Here is a 21,907-nt window from a genome sequence, read left to right on the forward strand (position 1 = left end):
GCGCGAAGGAAAGAGGGTTTAGAGAAATTTTGCGTAAGTCCTGGATATTCAAAACTCACTACATCACAAAGGTAGGGGGCAGGGGGCAAGGAGCAGGGGCGCAGGGGAGAAAAACACTTAATCTTAGCTCTTAACCCACATTCCGCACCCTGGGGTGTCACATAGTATTATCACTTAATTCTCTCTTGATTTTTGGATATAAATTATGCCTTATCGACATCATGTATCCGTTAATTCATTGAGATGTGGTATACAATACATCCTCATATCATCACAAAAAAGAGTAAAAACCGATTGTGACAGTTGAGGGTGCGGAAGATAGGCTTAACTCTTACCTCTTCACTGTCACGTGTCACCTCTTACCTCTTCACTGTCACCTGTCACCTGTCACCTGTCACCTTCTTCCTGCCTATGCGATTAATTTTATACAGCAAACCCGGTTGTCATTTGTGTGAAGGCTTGCAAGAAAAGCTTGAACAAATCCAAAATCCTAGTTTTGAGTTAGAAATTCGGGATATTACAACTCGTGAAGATTGGTTTGGTAAATATCAGTATGAGGTGCCGGTGCTTTATTTATCGAACCACAGAGGCACAGAGGACACAGAGGTTGAAGAACCTCTACCCCGTCCTTCTCCTCGTGCTAGTGTCACGCAATTGGAACAAATGCTTTGTAAATATATATCCAATTTAGAAAAAAATAATGCAGAATAGGCGCAAGTAAAGCTTGTGGCGAGGTGCAGCAAATGAACTTAAGGGAATTACTAGCGACAGTAGAAGGTCTGGAAAATCCTAGTTTAGCCGATGTGGAAGTTAAGGGCATTAAAACTAACTCTCATGCTTGCGGTGTGGGAGATTTGTTTATTGGGATGCCAGGAACTAGAGTAGATGGTGGGGAGTTTTGGTCGAGTGCTTTGGCTTCTGGTGCGGTTGCGGCTATTGTTTCTCCCGAAGCTATCCAGAAAAATCCGCCGACACCGGAATCTATGGTGATTCCTGCCGGTAATATGACGAAAGCTTGCGCTCAAATTGCAGCCGCTTTTTACGGTTATCCTGGACAAAAGTTGAAGTTGGTGGGTGTAACTGGTACAAATGGCAAAACTACCACTACTCACTTGATTGAATATTTTATTACGAAAGCTAGTTTACCTACTGCTTTGCTGGGAACTCTCTACACTCGTTGGCCGGGTTTTGAACAAACTGCTGTTCACACTACTCCTTTTGCGGTGGAATTACAACAACAGTTAGCAGCAGCGGTAAATGTTGGTTGTGAGTTTGGGGTAATGGAAGTCAGTTCCCACGCTTTAGCACAAGGTAGGGTTTTGGGTTGTTCGTTTGAGGTGGGGGTATTTAGCAATCTTACCCAAGACCATCTTGACTATCACACAGATATGGAGGATTATTTTGCAGCGAAGGCGTTGTTATTTAGTCCTGATTATCTCCAAGGACGGGCAATTATTAACGCTGATGATGAATATGGTAAGCGTTTAATTGCAGGATTGAAACGAGAACGAGTTTGGAGTTACAGTGTTAACGACAATAACGCTGATTTTTGGATGAGTGATTTAAGTTATCAGCCAAATGGTGTCAATGGGATTCTGCATACACCAAAGGGTGATGTGGCTTTTTCTTCGCCTTTGGTTGGTCAGTATAATTTAGAAAATCTTTTGGCTGCTGTTGGTGCGGTTTTACATTTGGGGTTAGATTTGCAATTGGTAGCCAATGCGATTCCTGATTTTCCTGGTGTTCCTGGACGTATGGAACGGGTACAAATTAGTAATGACCAAGATGTGAGCGTAATTGTGGATTATGCTCACACTCCTGATAGTTTGGAGAATTTGTTGAAAGCGGCTCGTCCGTTTATTCCTGGTAAAATGATATGTGTGTTTGGTTGTGGGGGGGATCGCGATCGCACTAAACGTCCTAAAATGGGAAAAATAGCTGCCCAATTAGCTGATGTGGCTGTGGTGACTTCAGATAATCCCCGCACTGAAGACCCAGAAAAAATTCTCCAAGATGTGCTGGCTGGTATTCCTGATTCTGTTCAACCGATGGTAATATGCGATCGCTCTACAGCAATTCATACCGCCATTTTACAAGCAAAACCCGGTGATGGGGTGTTGTTGGCTGGTAAAGGTCACGAAGATTATCAAATTCTCGGTACTGAAAAAATCCATTTTGACGACAGAGAACAAGCAAGAGACGCTTTACAGGCAAGAATTACAGCAGTTTTCGGTTAATTAGACCACACAAAGAGAGGAAAAAATGCCAAGAACACAGAAAAACGATAACTTTGTTGACAAATCCTTTACCGTCATGGCAGATTTGATCCTCAAACTGCTACCAGCTAACAGAAAAGCTAAAGAAGCATTTGTCTATTACCGAGATGGGATGTCAGCCCAGGCAGAAGGTGAATATGCTGAAGCACTGGATTACTATGAAGAAGCTCTCACACTAGAGGAAGACTCCAATGATCAGAGTTATATTCTCTACAATATGGGGCTGATTTACGCTAGTAATGGCGACCACAAAAAAGCTTTGGAATATTATCACCAGTCTATTGAGTTAAATCCTCGTCTACCCCAGGCTTTGAATAACATCGCCGTGATTTATCATTTTCAAGGCGAAAAGGCTAAAGAAGAGGGAGATAACGACGCTGGAGAAGCACTTTTTGACCAAGCCGCAGATTATTGGATTAGAGCAATTCGTATGGCTCCCAATAATTACATTGAAGCTCAAAACTGGTTAAAAACCACTGGGCGATCGCAAATTGACGTATTCTTTTAACGAATTGGGGATGGGTAATTGGTCATTGGTGATAGGTAATTAAGTTATTCTTAATTTTCTCCTCGTCTCCTTTCTTCCCCACTCCCTGTTCTCTATTCCCTGTTAGCAAGTTCTCACTCACAAACTATGATTGATCGTGAACAAGTTCGCAAAGTCGCTAATCTCGCTCGGTTAGAATTGACACCAGACGAAGAAGAAAAATTCACCACCCAATTGGGTAGTATTCTGGAGTATATCGAACAACTGAGTGAACTTGATGTCACAGATGTACTACCAACAACCAGAGCCATTGATGTCAGCAATGTGACACGTGAAGATAATTTGCAGCCTTATGCCGACAGAGACGCTATTCTCAGCAGCGCACCTCAACAAGAAGGCGACTTTTTTAGAGTACCAAAAATTCTTAATGCTGACTAAACAAGTCGGTTAATCATTTGTTAGCTTTTAGCTTACTTAGGACTTATGTAAGTGTCACACAAAAAATCCATTGTAGGGTGCGTCAGATATCAAGTATCTGTTTATTTATATGACTTACCCAAGTGTCACACAAAAAATCCATTGTAGGGTGCGTCAGATATCAAGTATCTGTTTATTTGCAGGATTTATGCAGTCTGACGCACCTTATCTAAAGAAGTCGGTTAATCATTGTTAGCTTTTAGCTTACTTAGGACTTACGCAAGTGTCACACCAAAAATCTGTTGTATGGTGCGTCAGATATCAAGAATCTGTTTATTTATAGGACTTACCCAAGTGTCACACCAAAAATCTGTTGTAGGGTGCGTCAGATATCAAGTATCTGTTTATTTGCAGGATTTATGCAGTCTGACGCACCTTATCTAAAGAAGTCGGTTAATCATTGTTAGCTTTTAGCTTACTTAGGACTTACGCAAGTGTCACACCAAAAATCTGTTGTATGGTGCGTCAGATATCAAGTATCTGTTTATTTACCAGATTTATGCAGTCTGACGCACCCTACCAATGTGCCAGTTGCTAAGTCCTGTTACTGTTGATTAACCCTATTTTCTTATTCATCTTCAATAGCTCGGTCATAGATTGTTTGTAAAAAAGGTGACAGTTCTTTATTTAACCTACCTGCACGGACAAACTCAGCATAGGTATCAGCTTCAATTGCCAGTAGTTCTCCTCGCAGTTCTGCGGTTGTAAATTCCAGCAAATTTGGGTATTCATCCAGTAACTTGTCAATTTTTTCTTGTAAAAGCGTAATTTCTCCTGAAAGCAGCGTCTTCTGGTAGCGATAAAACTCTGGCTGAATTCCCGGACGCTTTTGTGATGTTTCTAAATATTCCAGCGCCCTTTGGAGAGCAACTTGACGGGCAATTGCTTCCGTATATTTTTGACGTAGCGGTTGAGAACCTAACAGTTGTAGTTTTTCTAACAATGGTTGGATGGTTAAACCCTGTACTAATAGTGTAAATAAAACTACTCCAAATACTGTAGCAATAATTTCTTCTCTGTGAGGAAGTATGACTGGGACACTCAAAGCTAGGGCAATGGAGACAGACCCGCGTAGCCCACCCCACGTTAATACAGTTTGTTCAGATAAAAGAATTTCGGATTTAGCCAACCAGTTACTGAGACTGCTTAAGGAATAAATAGATACTGCCCGTGCCACAATCATGGCTGCGATTGTGACTGCAATAGTTGTTAGATTATCTCCTAAAACGGCAAAGCGAATTTGATCGCCAATTAAGAGAAAAACAATCGAATTCACAAAAAAAGCTAGAAATTCCCAAAATTCAGTCACAATAATCCGTGTGCGCGGATTCATGCCAATGCGCGAGCCAAAGTTGCCTAAAATTAAGGCTGTGGTCACTACTCCAATGACTCCAGAACCACCTAAATGTTCTGTAATTAAGTAAGTGCTATAGGCAGAAACTAAGGTGAGAGACTGTTCTACTAATGGTAAGTCGAAACGTTGTGTGAGGTAGGAAATACCAAACCCACTTAGTCCTCCAACAGCCATACCAATGCCTACTACCTGACAAAATTCCAATAACGCAGACTGTAAGTCCAGTTTGGCATTACCTAACGGCAGAGCAACTAGTAACCCAAAAGCGACAACGGCCATGCCATCATTAAATAAACTTTCTCCTTCCATTAATGTTGTTAGACGTTTGCTTGCTCCTAGTTCCCGAAACAGAGCTGTTACCGAAACTGGATCAGTTGCTGATAGACTAGCTCCAACTAATAGCGCAATACTCAGTTCAAGTCCAGCGAATTGATGAAGAGCGAGTGCTACTCCGGCAATAGAAATTACCACCCCAATTACTGCATACAGACAAATAGGTAACAAATCCCGCTGTAAGTTTGACCACTTTAAATTCCAAGCAGCTTCAAACAGTAATGGTGGTAGGAAAATCACAAGAATCAATTCCGGGGAGAGATTTACCAACCGCACATTTACGAATGCTAACCCTAATCCCACAATGACCAGCAGAAGTGTGTAAGGGATGCGACGCAACCAACTAAAAATTTGTGGTAGTGTTGCTACACCTAAAGAGACAGAGAGTACTAGTAGAAATTGCTTGAGTTGTTCAGCAATTATGACATCACCCATGGCAGGATCTAATGTCATCATAGTCTTCCAGTGGAATAAAATATTTAGCATCAATGAAAATAGAGTTATTTACTAAGTAGCCATCATGAACTGCGTACACCAGAACACATGAAAAAAAACTTCTTATTCCCCTCCACGAAACAGCGGGGAGGGGTTAGGGCTGGGGTCTTATTTTCAAGTCAGGTAAGCGAAAATAAATCAAACCATGTTAAGTGAGGTAGCAAATTTGGACATTGGCTCTTAAGTTAGGACTCAATCCCTAACTACAAACCTTTCATTTACCTTACTCTACTTAGAATCAACCTTGCTATTACAGCACTTCCCGGTGTTATGAAGTACAAGAACCCCACCCCCAACCCCCGCAAGCGATGAGGGGGCTAAGATGTACTTCATAAGAGTGGAAACCGCTGTATCACCTCTTTGTGTCTGTACTTGGTACGCAACTGAAGCGACTCGGGGTGATCAAAAAAAGATCAATAAAAAACCCGCTTACGCAGGTTAACACACAACAAAACTATGAACATTGAATATTTAATATTAACTATAAGTCGCCATCTCTGCTTCCAACTGACGAATCAGCTTTTCGTCGGATTTGGCTTTAGCGACTTCCAAGCGATGTTCTAGACTTTTCTGAATATTCTGTCTGTGCGCTTCTTCGGCTTTTTGAACTGTTTGTAGTCTATCTCTACTCATAGCAATAACTCCTTTATGTTGATTTTTACGTCATGCAACTGTAACATAACACAAGTTTTGTAACTGTTGTTACAGAAAATTATATTGAAATATATATTAATAGTCAAGCTTTGTTTGATCAGCAAATGAGTCAACCAAAAATTCTGACTTTATTGAGCGATTTTGGCGACAACGATGTTTATGTTGCGGTAATGAAGGGAGTAATTTCCCAAATTAATCCAGGTTTGAAGTTAGTGGACTTGACGCACCAGATTCCTCCTCAAAACTTAGCCGCAGCCAGATTTTGCTTGATGAATGCCTATCCTTATTTCCCCGTTGGTACAGTCCATTTAGCAGTTGTCGATCCGGGTGTGGGTAGTCAAAGGAGAGCGATCGCATTACAATTAGCTCAAGGTTTTCTTATCGGCCCCGATAACGGCATTTTTAGTGGTATAACCAGCAAAAATCAGGTTATTAAAGCAGTAGAGCTTACAAATCTTAACTATTGGCGCACATCCCAACCTAGCAGCACTTTTCACGGTAGAGATATCTTTGCACCAGTAGCAGCGCATCTAGCAAATGGTGTATCTTTGCAAGAATTAGGAAGGGAAATCAATCCTACAACTTTAGTAAAATTAGATATTGGTGAATGCTTCGAGACAGCTACAGGTGTAACAGGCTGCATTCAATATATAGACCATTTTGGCAATTTAGTTAGCAACATTCCCGGCAGTTATGTACAAGGGAAAACCTGGAGTGTAAAAGTAGCAAATTTAACAATGCCAGGATGTGAAACCTACAGTGATGTACAAAACCAGGAAGCTTTAGCTTTAGTTGGTAGTCACGGTTGGGTAGAAATTGCGATTAATAGCGGTAATGCATATATGCAATTGCAGATTAATTGGCAAGATACCCTACACGTCTTGTTTTTGCAATCTTGCTAATTTATACTATGAGTGTTAGAGGATATTGATTCAATAAGAACGTCAGAATCAGGATATCCAGGATTAAAGGATTTACAGGATGTTTAATTGTGGTTGGTTTTCTTTTTTGTAAAAATCCTGATTTAGACACAAAATACCATCTAATACCGTCTGAGGAAATTGTCAAACTGACCTTATATGCCGACACAGATTGCTATGATAATTTAATCATAACCCAAACTAGAAAATTGTCAAGGGGTTGTTAATAATATTCAGACAAAAAAATCCTGTAAATCCTCAAATCCTGGACATCCTAATTCAGACAATTAAAACGTTAAAATAAACAAATAATCACTTGGTATCATATCGTGATAATTACTCAAAAATTAGCATCTGAAGAAAACATCTCAAATGAGCTAGAATAGCTATATAAGCCTGTTGAAAATATGATCCATTATTGAATATGACTACACAACCATTATCTGCGCCAGAAGTATATCAAGGACAGTTTGGGGATTTTACAATTACCAAGAGCGATCGCACAGGTGTGATTATCTATCGTACAGGTTTAATGGTCGCTGCTGTTAGTTTTGCCATTGGTAGCGGGTTAGCCTTATTTTATCCTCAATCTGCTGCTATCCAAGCCATTACCCCACTTTACACCTGTTTTAGTCTTGCACTTGGTGTCAGTTTATTAACTATTCACATATATATGAAATTGCTGCACCAAATCTTACAGCTTTTCTGGATCATTGGTAGCATTTCCGCTTTTATTTTCGGACATTTTGATAGTCAGCCTTTTGCAATAACGATTTACAATCAACCCTTAACTATATTTGGGATTGGTTTTACCTTTGCCGCGTTAACAGGTATTTTCTTCAAAGAAGGTTTTTGCTTTCATCGTTTAGAAACTAAAATCTTAACTCCCCTTGTTCCCTTACTTTTATTAGGACATTTAACAGGAATTTTATCAACTCAAGCCGAACAGGTTTTATTAGGAATTTGGGCGATTTTATTTCTAGTCTTTGCATTGCGGAAAACAATCCAAAATATTCCTGATGATATTGGGGATAAATCTGTATTTGATTATTTAGAAAATCAACGTGAAGCGAAAGTTTAAATTAGACAAAATCCTGATTTAACCAATTCCATAACAATGACAGATAATCTCTATAAATTACCCCAAAATCTTTTACCACCAGTTGATGATGGGACTTGTAACCATCTTTTGGGAATGCAAATTTCTTCTGTTCCCTTGATGTCAACGACAGGAAAAATAGTGGATTTAGCCAGCCTAAGTGCAAGAACTGTTGTATACTGTTATCCACGCACTGGCAGACCAGATCAAGATTTACCTCAGGGTTGGAATGACATTCCGGGAGCTAGGGGATGTACACCACAATCCTGCGCGTTTAGAGACCATTATCAAGATTTACAAACACTTGGAACCAAGGTTTTTGGTCTTAGCACCCAAAATACAGAATATCAACAAGAGGTCGTTAGAAGGCTTCACCTCCCCTTTGAATTATTGAGTGATTGGAAATTAGCTTTTACAAAAGCCTTAAAATTACCAACTTTTGAAATAGAGTCGATGACTTTGATCAAAAGATTAACACTAATTCTCTGCAATGGGAAAATTGAAAAAGTGTTTTATCCTGTATTTCCACCTGATAAAAATGCGGAACAAGTAATTGAGTGGCTTTCAAAAAACCAGTAATCAATATGAGATAGACAAGTGACAGAAGAACGTAAATATTGGTTAGCTTGGTCGCAACTTTCTGGAATTGGTCCAATATTACTGCAACGATTACAACAGCATTTTGGTAATTTAGAAACTGCTTGGAAAGCTAGTCCTGGGGAATTGCGAAAAGTTGAAGGTTTTGGATTTCAAACATTAGAAAAAGTCGTCCAACAGAGAAACCGTTTAAATCCAGAAGAACTACTTACCAAACACCAACAAACAAATCCCAATTTTTGGACACCAGCAGACGCAGAATATCCCCAATTGCTGCGAGAAATCCCCAGTCCACCACCACTTTTATATTATCGGGGTGAAGTTGATTTACAGGAAAATTCAGGACAAAAACCCTTAGTGGGAATTGTGGGAACTCGTCAACCTACAGAATACGGAATTAAATGGACTCGTCAAATTAGTACCGCTTTAGCAAAAAATGGTTTTACCGTTGTTTCGGGAATGGCCGAAGGAATAGACACCGAAAGTCATTCAGCAGCAATGAAAGCGGGAGGAAGAACAATAGCAGTTGTGGGAACAGGTGTAGATGTTATTTATCCCCATAAAAATCGAGATTTATATAAACAGATTTTGACATCTGGAATAGTAATTAGTGAATATCCTGCCAAAACTGCACCTAACCGCACCCATTTTCCCCGTCGCAATCGCATTATTGCCGGTTTAAGTCGGGCGGTATTAGTAATGGAAGCACCGATAAAATCAGGTGCATTAATTACAGCAACTTATGCGAATGAATTTTGTCGAGATGTTTACGCTTTACCGGGAAGAGTTGATGATCAACCATCACAAGGTTGTTTAAAATTAATTAGTCAAGGTGCGGGTTTAATAAATCAAGAACTGAGTGAATTATTAATCATGCTGGGAGCAATTCCCCAAATAGATGTAGAAATACCCATAGTTAAATCGACTCCTGTACCTGATTTATCACCAGAATTGCAACAGGTAATAGATACCTTAGCTATTGATGCTTTATCCTTTGATTTTATTATTCAAAAAACAGGTATGAATGCTGCTTTAGTTTCTAGTTCTTTATTACAATTAGAACTCATGGGTTTAGTATCGCAATTACCAGGAATGCGATATCAAAAACTCAAAGAAAACTGGTAATTACGAATTACGAATTACGAATTACGAACTACGAATTACGAATTACGAATTACGAATTACGAATTCATTGTGGTGGATAATATTGTGGAGTCATCACAGGGGCTTGATAAGTACCCATAGGCACATTATTAACCATCCCATTAGGGACAACAGGATTCATTACTTGGGGTTGAATAAAAGGTTGTACAGGTACTTGAAAATTAGTGGTAGGTAGATTATTTGTGGGAGTGCGAGGAGTGACAGCACTTTGACTAAATTGTTGGTAAGCAGCAGCAGAGATGGAACTGATCAGTTTTTCAGCGCGAGGATCGTTAGTCGGGCGTTGTACCATAACTGTAGCTATGTAGCGCTTACCAGAGGGGATATCAATCAAACCGGCATCTGCCAACATGGTGGCAATATCACCTGTTTTATGGTATGCTCTCGAGCCTTGTCCTAAACCAGAGGGTAAGAGATTATCTCTCTCTGTGCGACTCATAATATTTAACATCAGATCACGCGATCGCATACTCACAATATTTCCCTGATTGATCATAAAGATCAAATTTCCCAATTCTCTGGGACTGGTGGTATTTGTTCCTTGCAAATCCGGGAGTGAATTACGAATCATTGTAGTGGTCAATCCCCAAGTGCGAAAACGCTCATTCAGTACATCCTTACCTCCCAGTCTAGCAATGAGCATATTTGTCGCTGTGTTATCGCTGATAGTAATCATTTTTGTAGCGATTTCCAGCGTTGTGTATTGAGTACCGACACGGTTAGACTTTAAAGTTCCAGAACCACCTGCAATCATCTCTTGTTGCAGAGTCAGCATTTCATCCAGACGGATTTTTCCCGCATCTACATCCTGAAAAAGAGCAATTAAAATTGGCACTTTAATCGTGCTGGCCGCAGAAAAACTAGCATTGCTATTAATATCTACATAAGCCCCTGTATCCAAATCCACTATAAACACCCCAGGAGTCAGATTTGGCGATGCTGTTGCCAGATTCTGGACAGATGTTTTCAAAGGGATTATTTCTTGGGATAGGTATAGGCTGGGAGTTGTGACAGAAGAATTAGATTGTGTTTGAGATTGCCCATTAGTCTGAGATGGGGAAGCAGGGGCTATAGTGATGCGATTAGCAGGATCTAAAACTGACAACAGCGTACCGACAATTGCACCGAGTCCAACTCCAACAATCAACAACCGCAACGAATACAATATCGTTCTGGCCATTGGCTTTAGCTGCGTCTTCCGGGAGCTGCGTCGGTCTATTTTTGGCTTTCCTTGTTTTTTAACACGCACTGTTTTAAACTTGACAGTACCTGGTTGAGCCATCTTACCCTTGGGGATGGGTTTCACCGCTGACGGCATTACTACCTTGGAAGGAGGTCTTCGCCCCCCAGTCGGAAGTGTAGGCGGACTGATACTATTATTTAGGCGTGTTATTGCCACAGATTCGCCTCGATTGGTAGCCTGTTGCTGGTTCTTGACTGGTTTTGGTACTGCCTTTTGGACTGGGCGAGGACGGCGACGACGCTCTCTAGGTTGCCGTCGTGAGACAGCTATTAGTTTGTCACTTGATTCTGACACAGCTACTCCTTGTGACCCACTCGACTTTGTTTGTTGTAAACGTTCGACCCAAAATTGACTATTCATGCACCTTGATACTCAGATCGCTGTTGTGGAACTAAGTAGCTTTTTTTTGTTTAGTGTAAGTCATATTAATCCTTTTGGGTGATGATTGCGTAGATATTCAGCCATTAATTACAATTTTTCTGGTTGAATACGATTGTTGATTGCCCATTCTACTTGTCGCAAAATCCCCCGCAGCATAGCGACTTCAGCAGTTTTGATGTGAGCGCGATTGTATAAATAACGAAATTTTTCCATTCGACTAGCGGCAGTATGGGGATAGAGATAACCTATGGATAAGAGTAGAGATTCTAATTCTTGGTAGTAAGGTTCCAGGACATCCAAGGGTGCTATTTCTGTAGGAGGTAGCTTCTGAGTGACGACTACTTCTGCTAATTGAGACAATTCGTAACAACAAATAGCCACAGCGGTAGCCAAATTCAGGGATGGATAATTGGGACTCGTGGGGATGAAAATTAACTTTTGGGCATAATTTAATTCCTCATTGCTTAATCCTCGGTCTTCTCTGCCAAAAATTAAAGCTACGGGCTGTTCTGGTTCTGCTAATAACCAAGGTAAGGCAGTGCGAGGGCTTTCTTGGGGGATTTCTCCACTGTAATCACGGCCAATGGTAGCGATCGCGCGGACACATCCCTGCAATGCTTGTGGTAATGTCTCTACTATAACCGCAGATTCTAAAATCTCCTGAGCATGAACTGCCATCTTTAAGGCATCATCATCATAGCGATCGCACTGTGGATTTACCAATACTAAATTACATAAGCCAAAATTTTTCATCACTCTGGCAATTGAACCTAAATTTAAGGGTCCTGCTGGCTCTACTAATACAATTCTGATTCCAGCCCCACCCATACTTTGCCTCCTACCGTTGGATACCACCACCGAGCATCCTTGGTACTATTTTAACTGTCTTGGTAAATACTCAACACATAACTGCACAATCTTCTCAAAGTCAAAATCCTGAACTAAATCTGTTAAAGCCTTAGCCAAGTTAGCATGAACAGCCGGAACTTGAGCTATCAAGTTAACAGTTTGACGTTTGCTGCATTTACTTGCCGCCCTCTGTAGCTGCATAATCCATTCATCAGGCATAATCTGTAAGCATGAAGGAGAAAGGGTACATAATGAAGAATCTGGCATTTTTCCGCCCATATCTTCCGCTTTTTCTGCATAAATATAGCGAACTCCCAAATGTTCAGCCAGCTTATTTAATAGGAATTCTTCTTGAAAAGGCTTGTGAATAAAATCATCACAACCTATAGATAGAATCCCAGTTCGCTGTTCTTCAAAAACACTGGCAGTCAAAGCAATAATCTTGCAATAACTCTCCACAGACTCTGAATTTTGCCTCTGGGCAGCCCGAATCTGCCGAGTTGCTTCATAACCATCCATCACAGGCATCTGCATATCCATAAATATCAGATGGGGTTGGTAGCGCTTCCACAATTCGACTCCCTCCTGACCATTAGCTGCTTCATACACCTCAAACCCCAGAGGACTAAGCAACTCTACTAAAAGTTTTTTACTCTCCCATTGGTTTTCCACCACCAGTAACCGATAAACGGGTTGATTAGGCGCTAAGTGAATCACACGACGGTTTGGTAATTGGGCAGGAACAGTTACTTTTTCAGCACAATTAACCTCAACAGTGAAGCGAAATATACTCCCTTGATTCACCACACTCTCAACTGCAATCTCACCTGCCATCAGCTTGACAAATTTTTGGCTAATGGCTAATCCTAATCCTGTGCCTTCATGGGATTGAGCAATTCTCGTTTGCACAAAAGGGGTAAATAACCGCTTGATATCTTCTGATGCAATGCCAACTCCCGTATCTTCTACTTCAAACAGCAAAATAGCAGAAACCTTGTCTACCCTTTCCCCGGCTCTAATTCGCAGTGTTACTAGCCCTTGTTGCGTAAATTTAATCGCATTTCCCAACAAGTTTAATAAAATCTGGCGGAGTTTAACTTCATCAGTTGTGATGTATTGGGGAACATCGGCAGCGCGATCAAAAATGAGTTTTAACCTCTTGGCTGTGGATTTCAGACGTAATAAATCTTCTAGACTATTTAGCAAGGAATATAAATCAAAACTGGTGGGATTGAGTGTAATTCTACCTGCTTCAATCTTGGACATTTCCAGCACGTCATTAATCAGTTCTAGTAGGTGTTGCCCACTGCGGTTGATAATGTCCAGATACCCCTGATTTTTTGAATTAAGAGAGACATCACGGCTCATAACTTGAGAGAAGCCTAAAATGGCATTCAGTGGAGTTCGCAGTTCATGACTCATGTTGGAAAGAAATTCACTTTTAGCCCGATTCGCGGATTCAGCCGCATCTTTGGCTTTTTCTAGTTCTACAGATTGCTGTTGAATCTGAGTAAATAATTCGGCTTGATAAAGGGCTATTCCTAACTGGTTACTAATATTAACAACAAGATCAATTTCGTTTTGTTTCCATTGCCGGGGACTAGAATTTTGATACACTGCCAACAATCCCCACAATTTGCCTGACTGAAAAATCGGTACAGTAGTATAGGATCTAGCTTGAAATTTTTGTAAAAGTTGCAGATAACAATCTTCAAATCCAGCTTGATATATGTCTTCTACAACTCGATAATTTGTGCCTTGATTATAACGACCACCTTTTGTTTCTTGGAGATAAGTATCTTGTAATAAGTTATTGGTATTATTATTTGGTGCTGTTCTAGGTAACTTTCTTCTATCAAAATTCCTGACAGTACATCGATCATTTAAAGTCACATTTTCCGCTATTTTAGAATAATTACTTTGTTCTTGCCACAGAGCAATCCATCCACTACCTACAGATTCAGCCACAAATTCTCCACTCCAGTCTGGATTGAAGCGGTAAATAGCAACACGATCACACTTTAATAATTGTCTTAATTCTTGTGTCGTGGCGCGGAAAATTTGTTCAATATCTAAAGTCCGCCGCATCTGTTCAACTACTTGCAATGTTGCTCGTTGCTGTTCTATATTTTTCTTTAAAGCATCCTCAAATAATTGCCTTTCTAGCTCTGCTCCTGCCCTAGCTGCAAAAATTTCTAAAATGAGTTCATTGGTCTGGTTTTTCACCATTGGCTTAGTATCCAAAACCTTTAAATGTCCCAGAATATTTCCCGTAGAATCATTCAGTGGGATAGCCAAGTAACTTTCTACTTCCAACTTTCCAAGATGTTCATGATCAGGAAAAAAAGACTGGATACTATGAGGATAATAGACTATTGTTTCCGATAATATTTGTTGACAGGGAGTTCCTACCAAGTCATACTCAAAATCCTCACCAAAGTCTTCTCCTTGCCAGAATGCTAATGTACAAACTCTAGTTTTTGCAGAATCTACAAATCTGGTCACAAAAGCATAGCGAACTTGTAAAATTTCTGCTAAATAACGAACCAATGAACGAAAGAATTTACTCCCAGTTTTTGAAGCTGTACCTTCAAAAATTAGCTGTAAAGCCGTTTGCTGACGTTTGCGTTCTGTTTCTGCTTGCTGGCGTTTTATCTCTGTTTGATTAGCACTAATAAACTTACCAATACTTTGAGCCATTAATTCAATAATTTCGCGTTCATGGCTGGCAAATTTCTCACTTCTAACATCTGTGGAAAAAAAGCAAAGTGTACCATAGATATTGCCATCAACCCAAATGGGAGTGCCAATATAGGACTCTATTTTGAAGTTTTGGTAGGCTGGATGGCAATTCATCTCTTCTATTTGCCCTACATTGTCGAAAGTAACAGTTTCATTTTGCTCAACTACCTGACCGCAATAAGCATCTGAAAGTTTAATTTTTAACCCAGGAACTAAGGAATCAAAATTAGATTTTACAGCCAGAAATGAATAAGTTTTATGATCTATTCGACCAACAGCCCCTGCTGAAAACCGAAGGACTTGACAACCTGCGGCTAAATAGTCTGCAAAAAGTTCTTCAGCATTGTTAAAATCGGTCATATTGATCCGATCTAATTGCTTTAAACTAGAACTAAAATCAGCTAATGCTTGAGTTTTTTTGAGCAACTCTTCATTTTTAGCAACTAATTTATTTTGTAAATATCTAATTCGCAGTTGATTTTCAACTCTGACTATTACTTCCTCAGTTTGAAAGGGTTTGCTAATGTAATCAGCACCACCCACTGTAAATGATTTTACTTTATCTAAAGGTTCATCTAAAGCACTAATAAAAATAATAGGTACATCACGGCTATATTCGTTTTCTTTCAGCCTTTGGCAAAGTTCATAGCCATTCATATCAGACATCATAATATCCAACAAAATCAGATCGGGTAACTTAGCCTGAACTGACATTAGTGCCATTTCTGCATCGGGTGCAGACCGCACCTTATAACCATAATTAGACAAGACTTTAGATAGTAAAATTAAATTTACAGGATTATCATCAACTACTAATATATTTGCTAAAAATTGCGAATTTTGCTGACTCATAATTATTTTTATTCTGGATCAAGAAGATTTTAATGTTGTTCATCTTGCTTGAAATAGTTAGATTGCTATTAGGTATTAACTGCCAATTTCCAGAGTAAATCTGTAGCTTCATGATTTTCTAGAGGCTTGGCAAAGAAATACCCTTGTCCTTTAGTACAACCAAGTAACTGAAGTTTTAAAATTTGTTCAACGGTTTCTACTCCCTCGGCAATCACTTCAATTCCTAAGTCATGGGCTAGGTTGATAATTGCCCGAACTACGTGCTTTCCGGTTGATAAATCTAGTTTTTGGACGAAAGAACGGTCAATCTTTAATACATCAAGTGGCAGTTCATAAAGTCGGCTCAGAGAAGAATAGCCAGTACCAAAATCATCAATATATATCCGCACTCCTAGTTTCCGCAGATTTTCTAGTGTTTGTTTGGCAGTAACTGCATTTTCTACCATAGCTGTCTCAGTAATTTCTAGGACTAAGTTTTGAGACTGCAAACCAGCGTCTTGTAAGATATGCTTGACCTGTGCAACTAAATTAGGAAGTGCTAATTGTTGGCTAGAAAGATTGACGCTGACTGTAAGAGAATCAAAGTAATTAGGAAATTGCCGTTGCCAGTTGCGGAGTTGACGACAAGCTGCTTGTAAAACCCATGCGTCAATTTCGATAATTAAGCCACTTTTCTCTGCTAAAGGTATAAATTTATCAGGAGATATTAATCCCAGAGTAGGATGTTGCCAACGGATTAAAGCTTCAAAACCTAAAATTTGCCCATTTTTTATGCAAACAATTGGCTGATAACAAAGCTTAAACTCGTCCTGAGCTATAGCCAATTTCATATCTCGTTCTAATCGGAGTTGAGCTAGTTCTTCCCCAGAGAGGAATGTGGTTTGAGCTTCTGGTTCTCGCTCAATAGCATTCGTTAATTTCATCAGCCGTTCGGCATTGTTAGCAGCAATCTCTACCAACCGTTGTTCCTGTTGAGACAAAGTACCTAACTTACCACAGCTTAAAAGTTCTAGGGCTACTTGGATGACAGTCAACGGGGTACGCAACTCATGACTGATATCCAAGAACATTTCATCGTTCAAGTTTGGGGTATTAATGTTCCCAGATTGCAGCTTTAACAACTGATTAGTAGTCATATTTGATACTTTGTCTTGACAAAGTAGTAGGCTAATAGTTAATAAGAATAGAGAGCAATTATGGAAAATATGTGGAGTAGCAACACCAATTTCATTTTTTCCAGCCTAAAGCTACTAACAACTGTTCAGCTAATTGAGCTGGTTTAAAGGGTTTAGCAATCATGGCTTTGACAGCCAAATCAGCAAAGCGGCGTTGATCTGAGGCTTGAACTTTGGCAGTGAGTAGAATCACGGGAATATGCTTTGTTGCTGGGTTAGACTGGAGTTTTTGAAATGTCATTAACCCGTCCATATCTGGCAGCATTACATCCAGCAAAATTGCATCAGGTTGCTCATTTTCAGCTTTTTCTAGTCCTTCGCTGCTAGTTCTAGCCAAAATCACTTCTAATCCTGCCATGATTTCTAGGCTAATTTTTGCCACTTCCCGAATATCATCTTCATCATCTATCACCAAAACTTTTTTTGTGTTCATGGGCTTTTATCAGTTTCGTTGTCAACTAGAGTATAAAGCTAAACTATATGGCAGTAAGTTAGGGAACTCCCAAAAATAAATGGCGTTGCTGAATAAGGGGATGATTGAGGCTGACGCGGGGATGCGGAGACACTCCAGATGCGGGGACGCGGGGACGCGGGGATGCGGGGACACTCCAGACGCGGTGATTATATATTGATGCAGATTCTCAAATCATCCCGCAATGGGAGCAACGCCAAATAAATCAGCCAATTTCACAGAATCAAAACAACCTATTCCCAATCTCTGGAAAGCTCACGCTTTTTTAATTTTTAATTATGAGGATTCTACTAGTAGATGATGATGAAAGCATAGTAGGAGTTTTGACAAGGCTGCTACGGGAGCAGAACTATGTTGTAGACATAGCAAAGGATGGTGAGTCTGGTTGGGAGTTGGTCGAAGGTTTTCAGTATGATCTGGTTTTGTTAGATGTGATGCTGCCTAAGTTGGATGGTATCAGCTTTTGCCGTCGTTTGAGAGAGCAGAAAAATCCTGTTTTGGTGATGCTGTTGACAGCTCGTGATACCACGACTGATAAACTGGTAGGACTAGATAGTGGAGCAGATGATTATGTTGTTAAACCGTTTAATGTTCAAGAACTTGCGGCTAGAATCCGTGCCTTAATCCGTCGTGGTAGCACTTCTAGTTCTCCTATACTTATGTGTGGTGAGCTACATTTGGACTCGAATATGCATGAGGTAAGTTACCGGGGACAGGTGCTGCAATTCAGTCGTAAAGAGTACCTGTTGGTGGAGTTGTTTCTCCGCAATCAAAAACGGGTTTACAGTGGTAGAGATATTGTTGATCATTTATGGGCATTTGATGCTGAACCACCTAATGAATCTACGGTTAGATCCCACATTAAAAATATTCGTCGTCAGTTAAAAGCCGTTGGTGCGGTTGATTTGCTGGAAACAGTTTATGGACAAGGATATAGGATTAATCCTGCTTTTAGTTCATCTAGTCATCATCAACCGGTTGTTAGTGAAGTTAAACAAGAAACCTTAGATAACTCTATTGCCGAAATATGGCAGAGTACCAAAAACTTAACTTTTGAACGCTTAAGTATGATCGAGGAAGTGATTCCATCTCTGAAATTGGGTATTTTCGATGAAAATTTATATACAAAAGTTATTCAAAATGCTCATAAGTTGGCAGGTTCTTTGGGTATGTTTGGTTTTGAGCAGGGGAGTTATGTATCTCGGCAAATCGAAGTTTTATTTGAATCGGAATTACAACAAAAATCGCAGTTTAATGACAGTTACCTACAGAATTTAGCTCAGAAATTAGAGCCTTTGGTTATTAATTTACGCCAGCAACTAGAAGGAAAAATTCAAGCAGTAATTGATGTCCAGAATCAATCCGATACTGCTCATTTATTTGAGCCAATTAATGCCAAAATTCTCGTAGTTGATGATGATCTACAAATTTTGATCAGGCTCAGAACTTTGCTAGAACCTTTGGGGGTGCAATTAACTTGTTTAGATAATCCCCATGATTTTTGGAAAACATTGAATTTGACGCGCCCAGATTTTTTGATTCTTGATGTCAATATACCTAGTGGAAATGAAGGCTTGCATTTATGTGAGTCTGTACGTCAAAATCATGATTGGAACTGGCTACCCATCCTGTTTTTGACTGGCTGTACTGATGTAGGGACTTTACAGCAAGCTTTTATGAAAGGTGCTGATGACTATCTCACAAAACCAATTGTCGTTCAGGAACTCTTAATCAGAATTGTAAATCGTCTCCAGCGCATCCGCACTATCAGAAATCAGATTTAGATAGATTAACTTGTAGTCGTTAATTATGAACAACTTTCAGATTGATTCAGGTAAAGGTAACATTCTTATTGTTGACGATACACCAAACAATTTACATTTACTTTCCAGTATGCTGGAAGAACAGGGGTATGAGGTACGTTGTGCTAACAGCGGTGCGATCGCACTCAAGGCAGTTGAAATCGAGCCTCCAGATATTATCCTCTTAGATATTAATATGCCCAATATCAATGGCTATGAGGTTTGTCAACATTTAAAATTAGATCAGCAAACTCAGGAAATTCCCGTAATTTTTCTCAGCGCCCTCAGCGAAACAATAGATAAAGTTAAAGCTTTTCAAGTTGGGGCAGTAGACTATATTACCAAGCCTTTTCAGGTAGAAGAAGTGCTGGCTCGAATTGAGAATCAATTAAGTTTGCGACGAATGCAAATTGAACTCCAACAAGCGAAAGCCAAAGCAATAACAGCTTTAAAACAAGAGCAAGAACTTAACCGTCTCAAGTCAGAATTTGTGTCGATGATTTCCCATGATTTCCGCAATCCACTTACTAGTATTCAAGGTTTTGCCGGATTACTCGAATGTGGTGGACAAATCCCTAATCCTCAGACAATCAATCGTTACGTTAACAAGATTAATACTGCTGTTGATAACCTGCTTTCTTTATTGGATGAGATACTTCTCATCGGCAGTATTGAAGTGGGGAAAATGCAGTATAAACCTATATCAGTTAACTTGAAGGAATTTTGTCAGGAACTCATTGACACTCTAAAATATAGTCTAGGTAATCAAAATCAGATATGTTTTACTTGCTTGGCAGACTCTACTCTGGCAGAAATGGATTTAACCATACTCCAGCGAATACTTAATAATTTACTCTCTAATGCTATTAAGTATTCTTATCCTGGAGAGCCAGTTTATCTTGATTTAGAATGTCAAAATCACAAGACTATTTTCCAAATTCGAGATCAAGGAATGGGAATTCCATTGGAAAATCAACCATACTTGTTTGAACCATTCTACCGCTCTAGCAATGTAGGTAATATTAAAGGCACTGGTTTAGGACTGGCAGTGGTAAAAAAATGTGTAGAAGTTCATCAAGGCAAGATTTCATTGGAGAGTAAAGAAAAAATAGGGACAAAGATTATTGTATCTCTACCCCGTTATCCAGGAATGGCAATTGATAACGCCTAATTTAAGAACAAAATGCCAAATTAGACAGATTATCTATGGTTGGTGCAGTACCTAAATATTTAGCTACTACCTTCAGTAATTGATCTGTAGCTACGGATTTATTCATAAAATCTGTAGCACCAAAAACTTTAGACCGAACTCTATCAAAAACACCATCACTTCCTGTTAAGATGACTATAGGTGTTTTAGCAAACAAAGAAGTTCGTCGTAAAGTTGCACAGAGTTCATAACCATTCATTCCTGGCATAATCAAATCTAGAAAAATGAAGTCTGGCTTATTCTGAATTAAAATTGGTAGAGCTTGTAAAGGATCTTCAATTTTCATAAACCTCATGTCGTTTGAGGTGATAATTCTCCCTAATATTTGACAAACTTGAGGGCTATCATCAATACAAGCTATTAATGGAGCATGAGATTTATTTAATTTTTGGTTACTGACATAGTTGTTTTTAAATTTCATAACTAGTAACGGCAAGTCGGGGACTTCTACTAGTGCTGTTATTCCTTGATTAATGTAGGGAAGCAAGGAATTGGTAATTTTCAAAACGCTCTGTTTCATTTTCACAGATAAATCCCATAGCGTATGTTTGCCGTTAAGAAAAGTCTCAAAATTTTTGTATACTGATGGACTTACTTGCTTTCTCAGTTCTTCTGGTTTTACCAGCACTGGTGCTAAGTCAGGAGAGAAATTTGCTAACCCAGCTTGTGACCAACTATTCCAGAAATCTTGCATTTGTTTAAGAAACATATTTGCAGTTGTGGAATTAATTGGTGCTTCTAAGATAACACTTTGATTTTTTTCGCAAGTTAGAGAGGTATAATTTGCTTGTTGGGCTAAATCAAATAAAAGCTCAGATATTGTATTTTCTACAATAGCGTTAATTTGTTCAGATTTAATTTTATTTCCTTGACGCAGATTTTCTAAAAAGTGATAATCCCAATGATCTATTGATGTGTTTTCAGGAGCTAAGTTTAATCTACTAATATCAAGATAGGGGCAATATTTAGCTAAATTTCTCCGTAACCGTCGAGATGGATGATTTCCTCCTGTTGCCCAAACTAGCTGTCCTAGACGATAATAGAAAATCCATTTTTTTCCTTCTGAATTCCTAATATTTAACTGTCCGTTATATTGCAGTTGTGTACAAATTTGTAATTCTTGAAAACACCTACCAGATTCTATAATTTTTAGATTATTCATCTCTTGTCTCAATTAAAAAGTTAATTAGGATAATGATGACTACGGTTAGCGATGGTCGATTCAAAGCAAATCAACTAACTCCAGGAATGACCGCAGTACCTTTACAGTTCTAATTTAGACCAACATTGTGGAGAAGTTGTGGAAACAATACTTAATAAATATT

At 39.3% G+C, this 21,907-nt stretch carries 18 protein-coding genes; 10 read left to right on the forward strand and 8 right to left on the reverse strand.

Features of this window, described 5'->3' with window-relative positions:
* The first annotated feature begins 411 nt into the window (after positions 1-411).
* The 4 genes from ANA7108_RS0114190 (at position 412) to gatC (ending at position 3,201) form a co-directional block, all read left to right on the forward strand.
* Entirely contained in the window at positions 412-711 is a 300-nt protein-coding gene (locus tag ANA7108_RS0114190) for a glutaredoxin family protein (RefSeq protein WP_016951458.1), read from the forward strand.
* 32 nt (positions 712-743) lie between these two features.
* Complete coding sequence (locus ANA7108_RS0114195; RefSeq protein ID WP_026104189.1) at positions 744-2,237, forward strand: UDP-N-acetylmuramoyl-L-alanyl-D-glutamate--2,6-diaminopimelate ligase; 1,494 nt, start codon at positions 744-746, stop codon at positions 2,235-2,237.
* A gap of 25 nt (positions 2,238-2,262) precedes the next feature.
* Positions 2,263-2,784 carry a photosystem I assembly protein Ycf3 gene (locus ANA7108_RS0114200; protein WP_016951460.1) on the forward strand — a complete coding sequence of 174 codons (522 nt, stop codon included), beginning with the start codon at positions 2,263-2,265 and terminating at the stop codon, positions 2,782-2,784.
* Between the two features lie 126 nt (positions 2,785-2,910).
* On the forward strand, positions 2,911-3,201 hold the full coding sequence (gatC, locus tag ANA7108_RS0114205) for an Asp-tRNA(Asn)/Glu-tRNA(Gln) amidotransferase subunit GatC (protein WP_016951461.1): 291 nt from the start codon (positions 2,911-2,913) through the stop codon (positions 3,199-3,201).
* Between the two features lie 607 nt (positions 3,202-3,808).
* On the opposite strand, the gene ANA7108_RS0114210 is transcribed toward gatC, so the two are convergent.
* Entirely contained in the window at positions 3,809-5,380 is a 1,572-nt protein-coding gene (locus ANA7108_RS0114210; protein ID WP_016951462.1) for a Na+/H+ antiporter, read from the reverse strand.
* 519 nt (positions 5,381-5,899) lie between these two features.
* Positions 5,900-6,055, reverse strand: a complete 156-nt coding sequence (locus ANA7108_RS30520; RefSeq protein ID WP_016951463.1) for a hypothetical protein — start codon at positions 6,053-6,055, stop codon at positions 5,900-5,902.
* Between the two features lie 125 nt (positions 6,056-6,180).
* On the opposite strand from ANA7108_RS30520, the gene ANA7108_RS0114220 reads away from it, so the two are divergent.
* From ANA7108_RS0114220 to dprA, 4 genes are all read left to right on the forward strand, one after another.
* On the forward strand, positions 6,181-6,978 hold the full coding sequence (locus ANA7108_RS0114220) for an S-adenosyl-l-methionine hydroxide adenosyltransferase family protein (protein WP_016951464.1): 798 nt from the start codon (positions 6,181-6,183) through the stop codon (positions 6,976-6,978).
* Between the two features lie 442 nt (positions 6,979-7,420).
* Entirely contained in the window at positions 7,421-8,077 is a 657-nt protein-coding gene (locus ANA7108_RS0114225; RefSeq protein ID WP_016951465.1) for a DUF2301 domain-containing membrane protein, read from the forward strand.
* A gap of 36 nt (positions 8,078-8,113) precedes the next feature.
* Positions 8,114-8,674 carry a peroxiredoxin gene (locus ANA7108_RS0114230; protein ID WP_016951466.1) on the forward strand — a complete coding sequence of 187 codons (561 nt, stop codon included), beginning with the start codon at positions 8,114-8,116 and terminating at the stop codon, positions 8,672-8,674.
* Positions 8,675-8,692: 18 nt separating this feature from the next.
* Positions 8,693-9,817 carry a DNA-processing protein DprA gene (dprA, locus tag ANA7108_RS0114235; RefSeq protein ID WP_016951467.1) on the forward strand — a complete coding sequence of 375 codons (1,125 nt, stop codon included), beginning with the start codon at positions 8,693-8,695 and terminating at the stop codon, positions 9,815-9,817.
* A gap of 64 nt (positions 9,818-9,881) precedes the next feature.
* Here the strand turns inward: dprA and ANA7108_RS0114240 are convergent, their stop codons facing one another.
* From ANA7108_RS0114240 to ANA7108_RS0114260, 5 genes are all read right to left on the reverse strand, one after another.
* On the reverse strand, positions 9,882-11,459 hold the full coding sequence (locus ANA7108_RS0114240; protein WP_016951468.1) for a serine hydrolase: 1,578 nt from the start codon (positions 11,457-11,459) through the stop codon (positions 9,882-9,884).
* A gap of 108 nt (positions 11,460-11,567) precedes the next feature.
* Positions 11,568-12,308, reverse strand: a complete 741-nt coding sequence (locus ANA7108_RS0114245) for an RNA methyltransferase (protein ID WP_016951469.1) — start codon at positions 12,306-12,308, stop codon at positions 11,568-11,570.
* Between the two features lie 45 nt (positions 12,309-12,353).
* Positions 12,354-15,923: a response regulator gene (locus ANA7108_RS0114250; RefSeq protein ID WP_016951470.1), complete on the reverse strand. Its 3,570-nt coding sequence runs from the start codon at positions 15,921-15,923 to the stop codon at positions 12,354-12,356.
* Between the two features lie 68 nt (positions 15,924-15,991).
* Positions 15,992-17,059, reverse strand: coding sequence for a bifunctional diguanylate cyclase/phosphodiesterase (locus tag ANA7108_RS0114255; protein WP_016951471.1), 1,068 nt, complete (start codon positions 17,057-17,059; stop codon positions 15,992-15,994).
* A 91-nt stretch (positions 17,060-17,150) separates the two neighbouring features.
* Positions 17,151-17,531 carry a response regulator gene (locus tag ANA7108_RS0114260; protein WP_016951472.1) on the reverse strand — a complete coding sequence of 127 codons (381 nt, stop codon included), beginning with the start codon at positions 17,529-17,531 and terminating at the stop codon, positions 17,151-17,153.
* A gap of 317 nt (positions 17,532-17,848) precedes the next feature.
* Between ANA7108_RS0114260 and ANA7108_RS0114270 the strand changes: the two genes are divergently transcribed.
* Together ANA7108_RS0114270 and ANA7108_RS0114275 are read left to right on the forward strand one after the other, a co-directional pair.
* Positions 17,849-19,354 carry a response regulator gene (locus ANA7108_RS0114270; RefSeq protein WP_016951474.1) on the forward strand — a complete coding sequence of 502 codons (1,506 nt, stop codon included), beginning with the start codon at positions 17,849-17,851 and terminating at the stop codon, positions 19,352-19,354.
* Positions 19,355-19,379: 25 nt separating this feature from the next.
* On the forward strand, positions 19,380-20,543 hold the full coding sequence (locus ANA7108_RS0114275; RefSeq protein ID WP_016951475.1) for a hybrid sensor histidine kinase/response regulator: 1,164 nt from the start codon (positions 19,380-19,382) through the stop codon (positions 20,541-20,543).
* 1 nt (position 20,544) lies between these two features.
* Here the strand turns inward: ANA7108_RS0114275 and ANA7108_RS0114280 are convergent, their stop codons facing one another.
* On the reverse strand, positions 20,545-21,744 hold the full coding sequence (locus tag ANA7108_RS0114280; protein WP_016951476.1) for a response regulator: 1,200 nt from the start codon (positions 21,742-21,744) through the stop codon (positions 20,545-20,547).
* Positions 21,745-21,907: the final 163 nt, after the last annotated feature.

Source organism: Anabaena sp. PCC 7108, from assembly GCF_000332135.1.
GTDB lineage: Bacteria > Cyanobacteriota > Cyanobacteriia > Cyanobacteriales > Nostocaceae > Anabaena.

What these genes read in the sequence shown, in the direction of transcription:
- ANA7108_RS0114230 (WP_016951466.1), top strand. Translation starts at nt 8,114, where the DNA reads ATGACAGATAATCTCTATAAATTACCCCAAAATCTTTTACCACCAGTT.
- ANA7108_RS0114260 (WP_016951472.1), bottom strand. Translation starts at nt 17,531, where the DNA reads ATGAACACAAAAAAAGTTTTGGTGATAGATGATGAAGATGATATTCGG.
- ANA7108_RS0114275 (WP_016951475.1), top strand. Translation starts at nt 19,380, where the DNA reads ATGAACAACTTTCAGATTGATTCAGGTAAAGGTAACATTCTTATTGTT.
- ANA7108_RS0114200 (WP_016951460.1), top strand. Translation starts at nt 2,263, where the DNA reads ATGCCAAGAACACAGAAAAACGATAACTTTGTTGACAAATCCTTTACC.
- ANA7108_RS0114280 (WP_016951476.1), bottom strand. Translation starts at nt 21,744, where the DNA reads ATGAATAATCTAAAAATTATAGAATCTGGTAGGTGTTTTCAAGAATTA.
- ANA7108_RS0114250 (WP_016951470.1), bottom strand. Translation starts at nt 15,923, where the DNA reads ATGAGTCAGCAAAATTCGCAATTTTTAGCAAATATATTAGTAGTTGAT.
- ANA7108_RS0114210 (WP_016951462.1), bottom strand. Translation starts at nt 5,380, where the DNA reads ATGACATTAGATCCTGCCATGGGTGATGTCATAATTGCTGAACAACTC.
- ANA7108_RS0114255 (WP_016951471.1), bottom strand. Translation starts at nt 17,059, where the DNA reads ATGACTACTAATCAGTTGTTAAAGCTGCAATCTGGGAACATTAATACC.
- ANA7108_RS0114190 (WP_016951458.1), top strand. Translation starts at nt 412, where the DNA reads ATGCGATTAATTTTATACAGCAAACCCGGTTGTCATTTGTGTGAAGGC.
- ANA7108_RS0114270 (WP_016951474.1), top strand. Translation starts at nt 17,849, where the DNA reads ATGAGGATTCTACTAGTAGATGATGATGAAAGCATAGTAGGAGTTTTG.
- gatC (WP_016951461.1), top strand. Translation starts at nt 2,911, where the DNA reads ATGATTGATCGTGAACAAGTTCGCAAAGTCGCTAATCTCGCTCGGTTA.
- ANA7108_RS0114225 (WP_016951465.1), top strand. Translation starts at nt 7,421, where the DNA reads ATGACTACACAACCATTATCTGCGCCAGAAGTATATCAAGGACAGTTT.
- ANA7108_RS0114245 (WP_016951469.1), bottom strand. Translation starts at nt 12,308, where the DNA reads ATGGGTGGGGCTGGAATCAGAATTGTATTAGTAGAGCCAGCAGGACCC.
- ANA7108_RS0114240 (WP_016951468.1), bottom strand. Translation starts at nt 11,459, where the DNA reads ATGAATAGTCAATTTTGGGTCGAACGTTTACAACAAACAAAGTCGAGT.
- ANA7108_RS30520 (WP_016951463.1), bottom strand. Translation starts at nt 6,055, where the DNA reads ATGAGTAGAGATAGACTACAAACAGTTCAAAAAGCCGAAGAAGCGCAC.
- ANA7108_RS0114195 (WP_026104189.1), top strand. Translation starts at nt 744, where the DNA reads ATGAACTTAAGGGAATTACTAGCGACAGTAGAAGGTCTGGAAAATCCT.
- ANA7108_RS0114220 (WP_016951464.1), top strand. Translation starts at nt 6,181, where the DNA reads ATGAGTCAACCAAAAATTCTGACTTTATTGAGCGATTTTGGCGACAAC.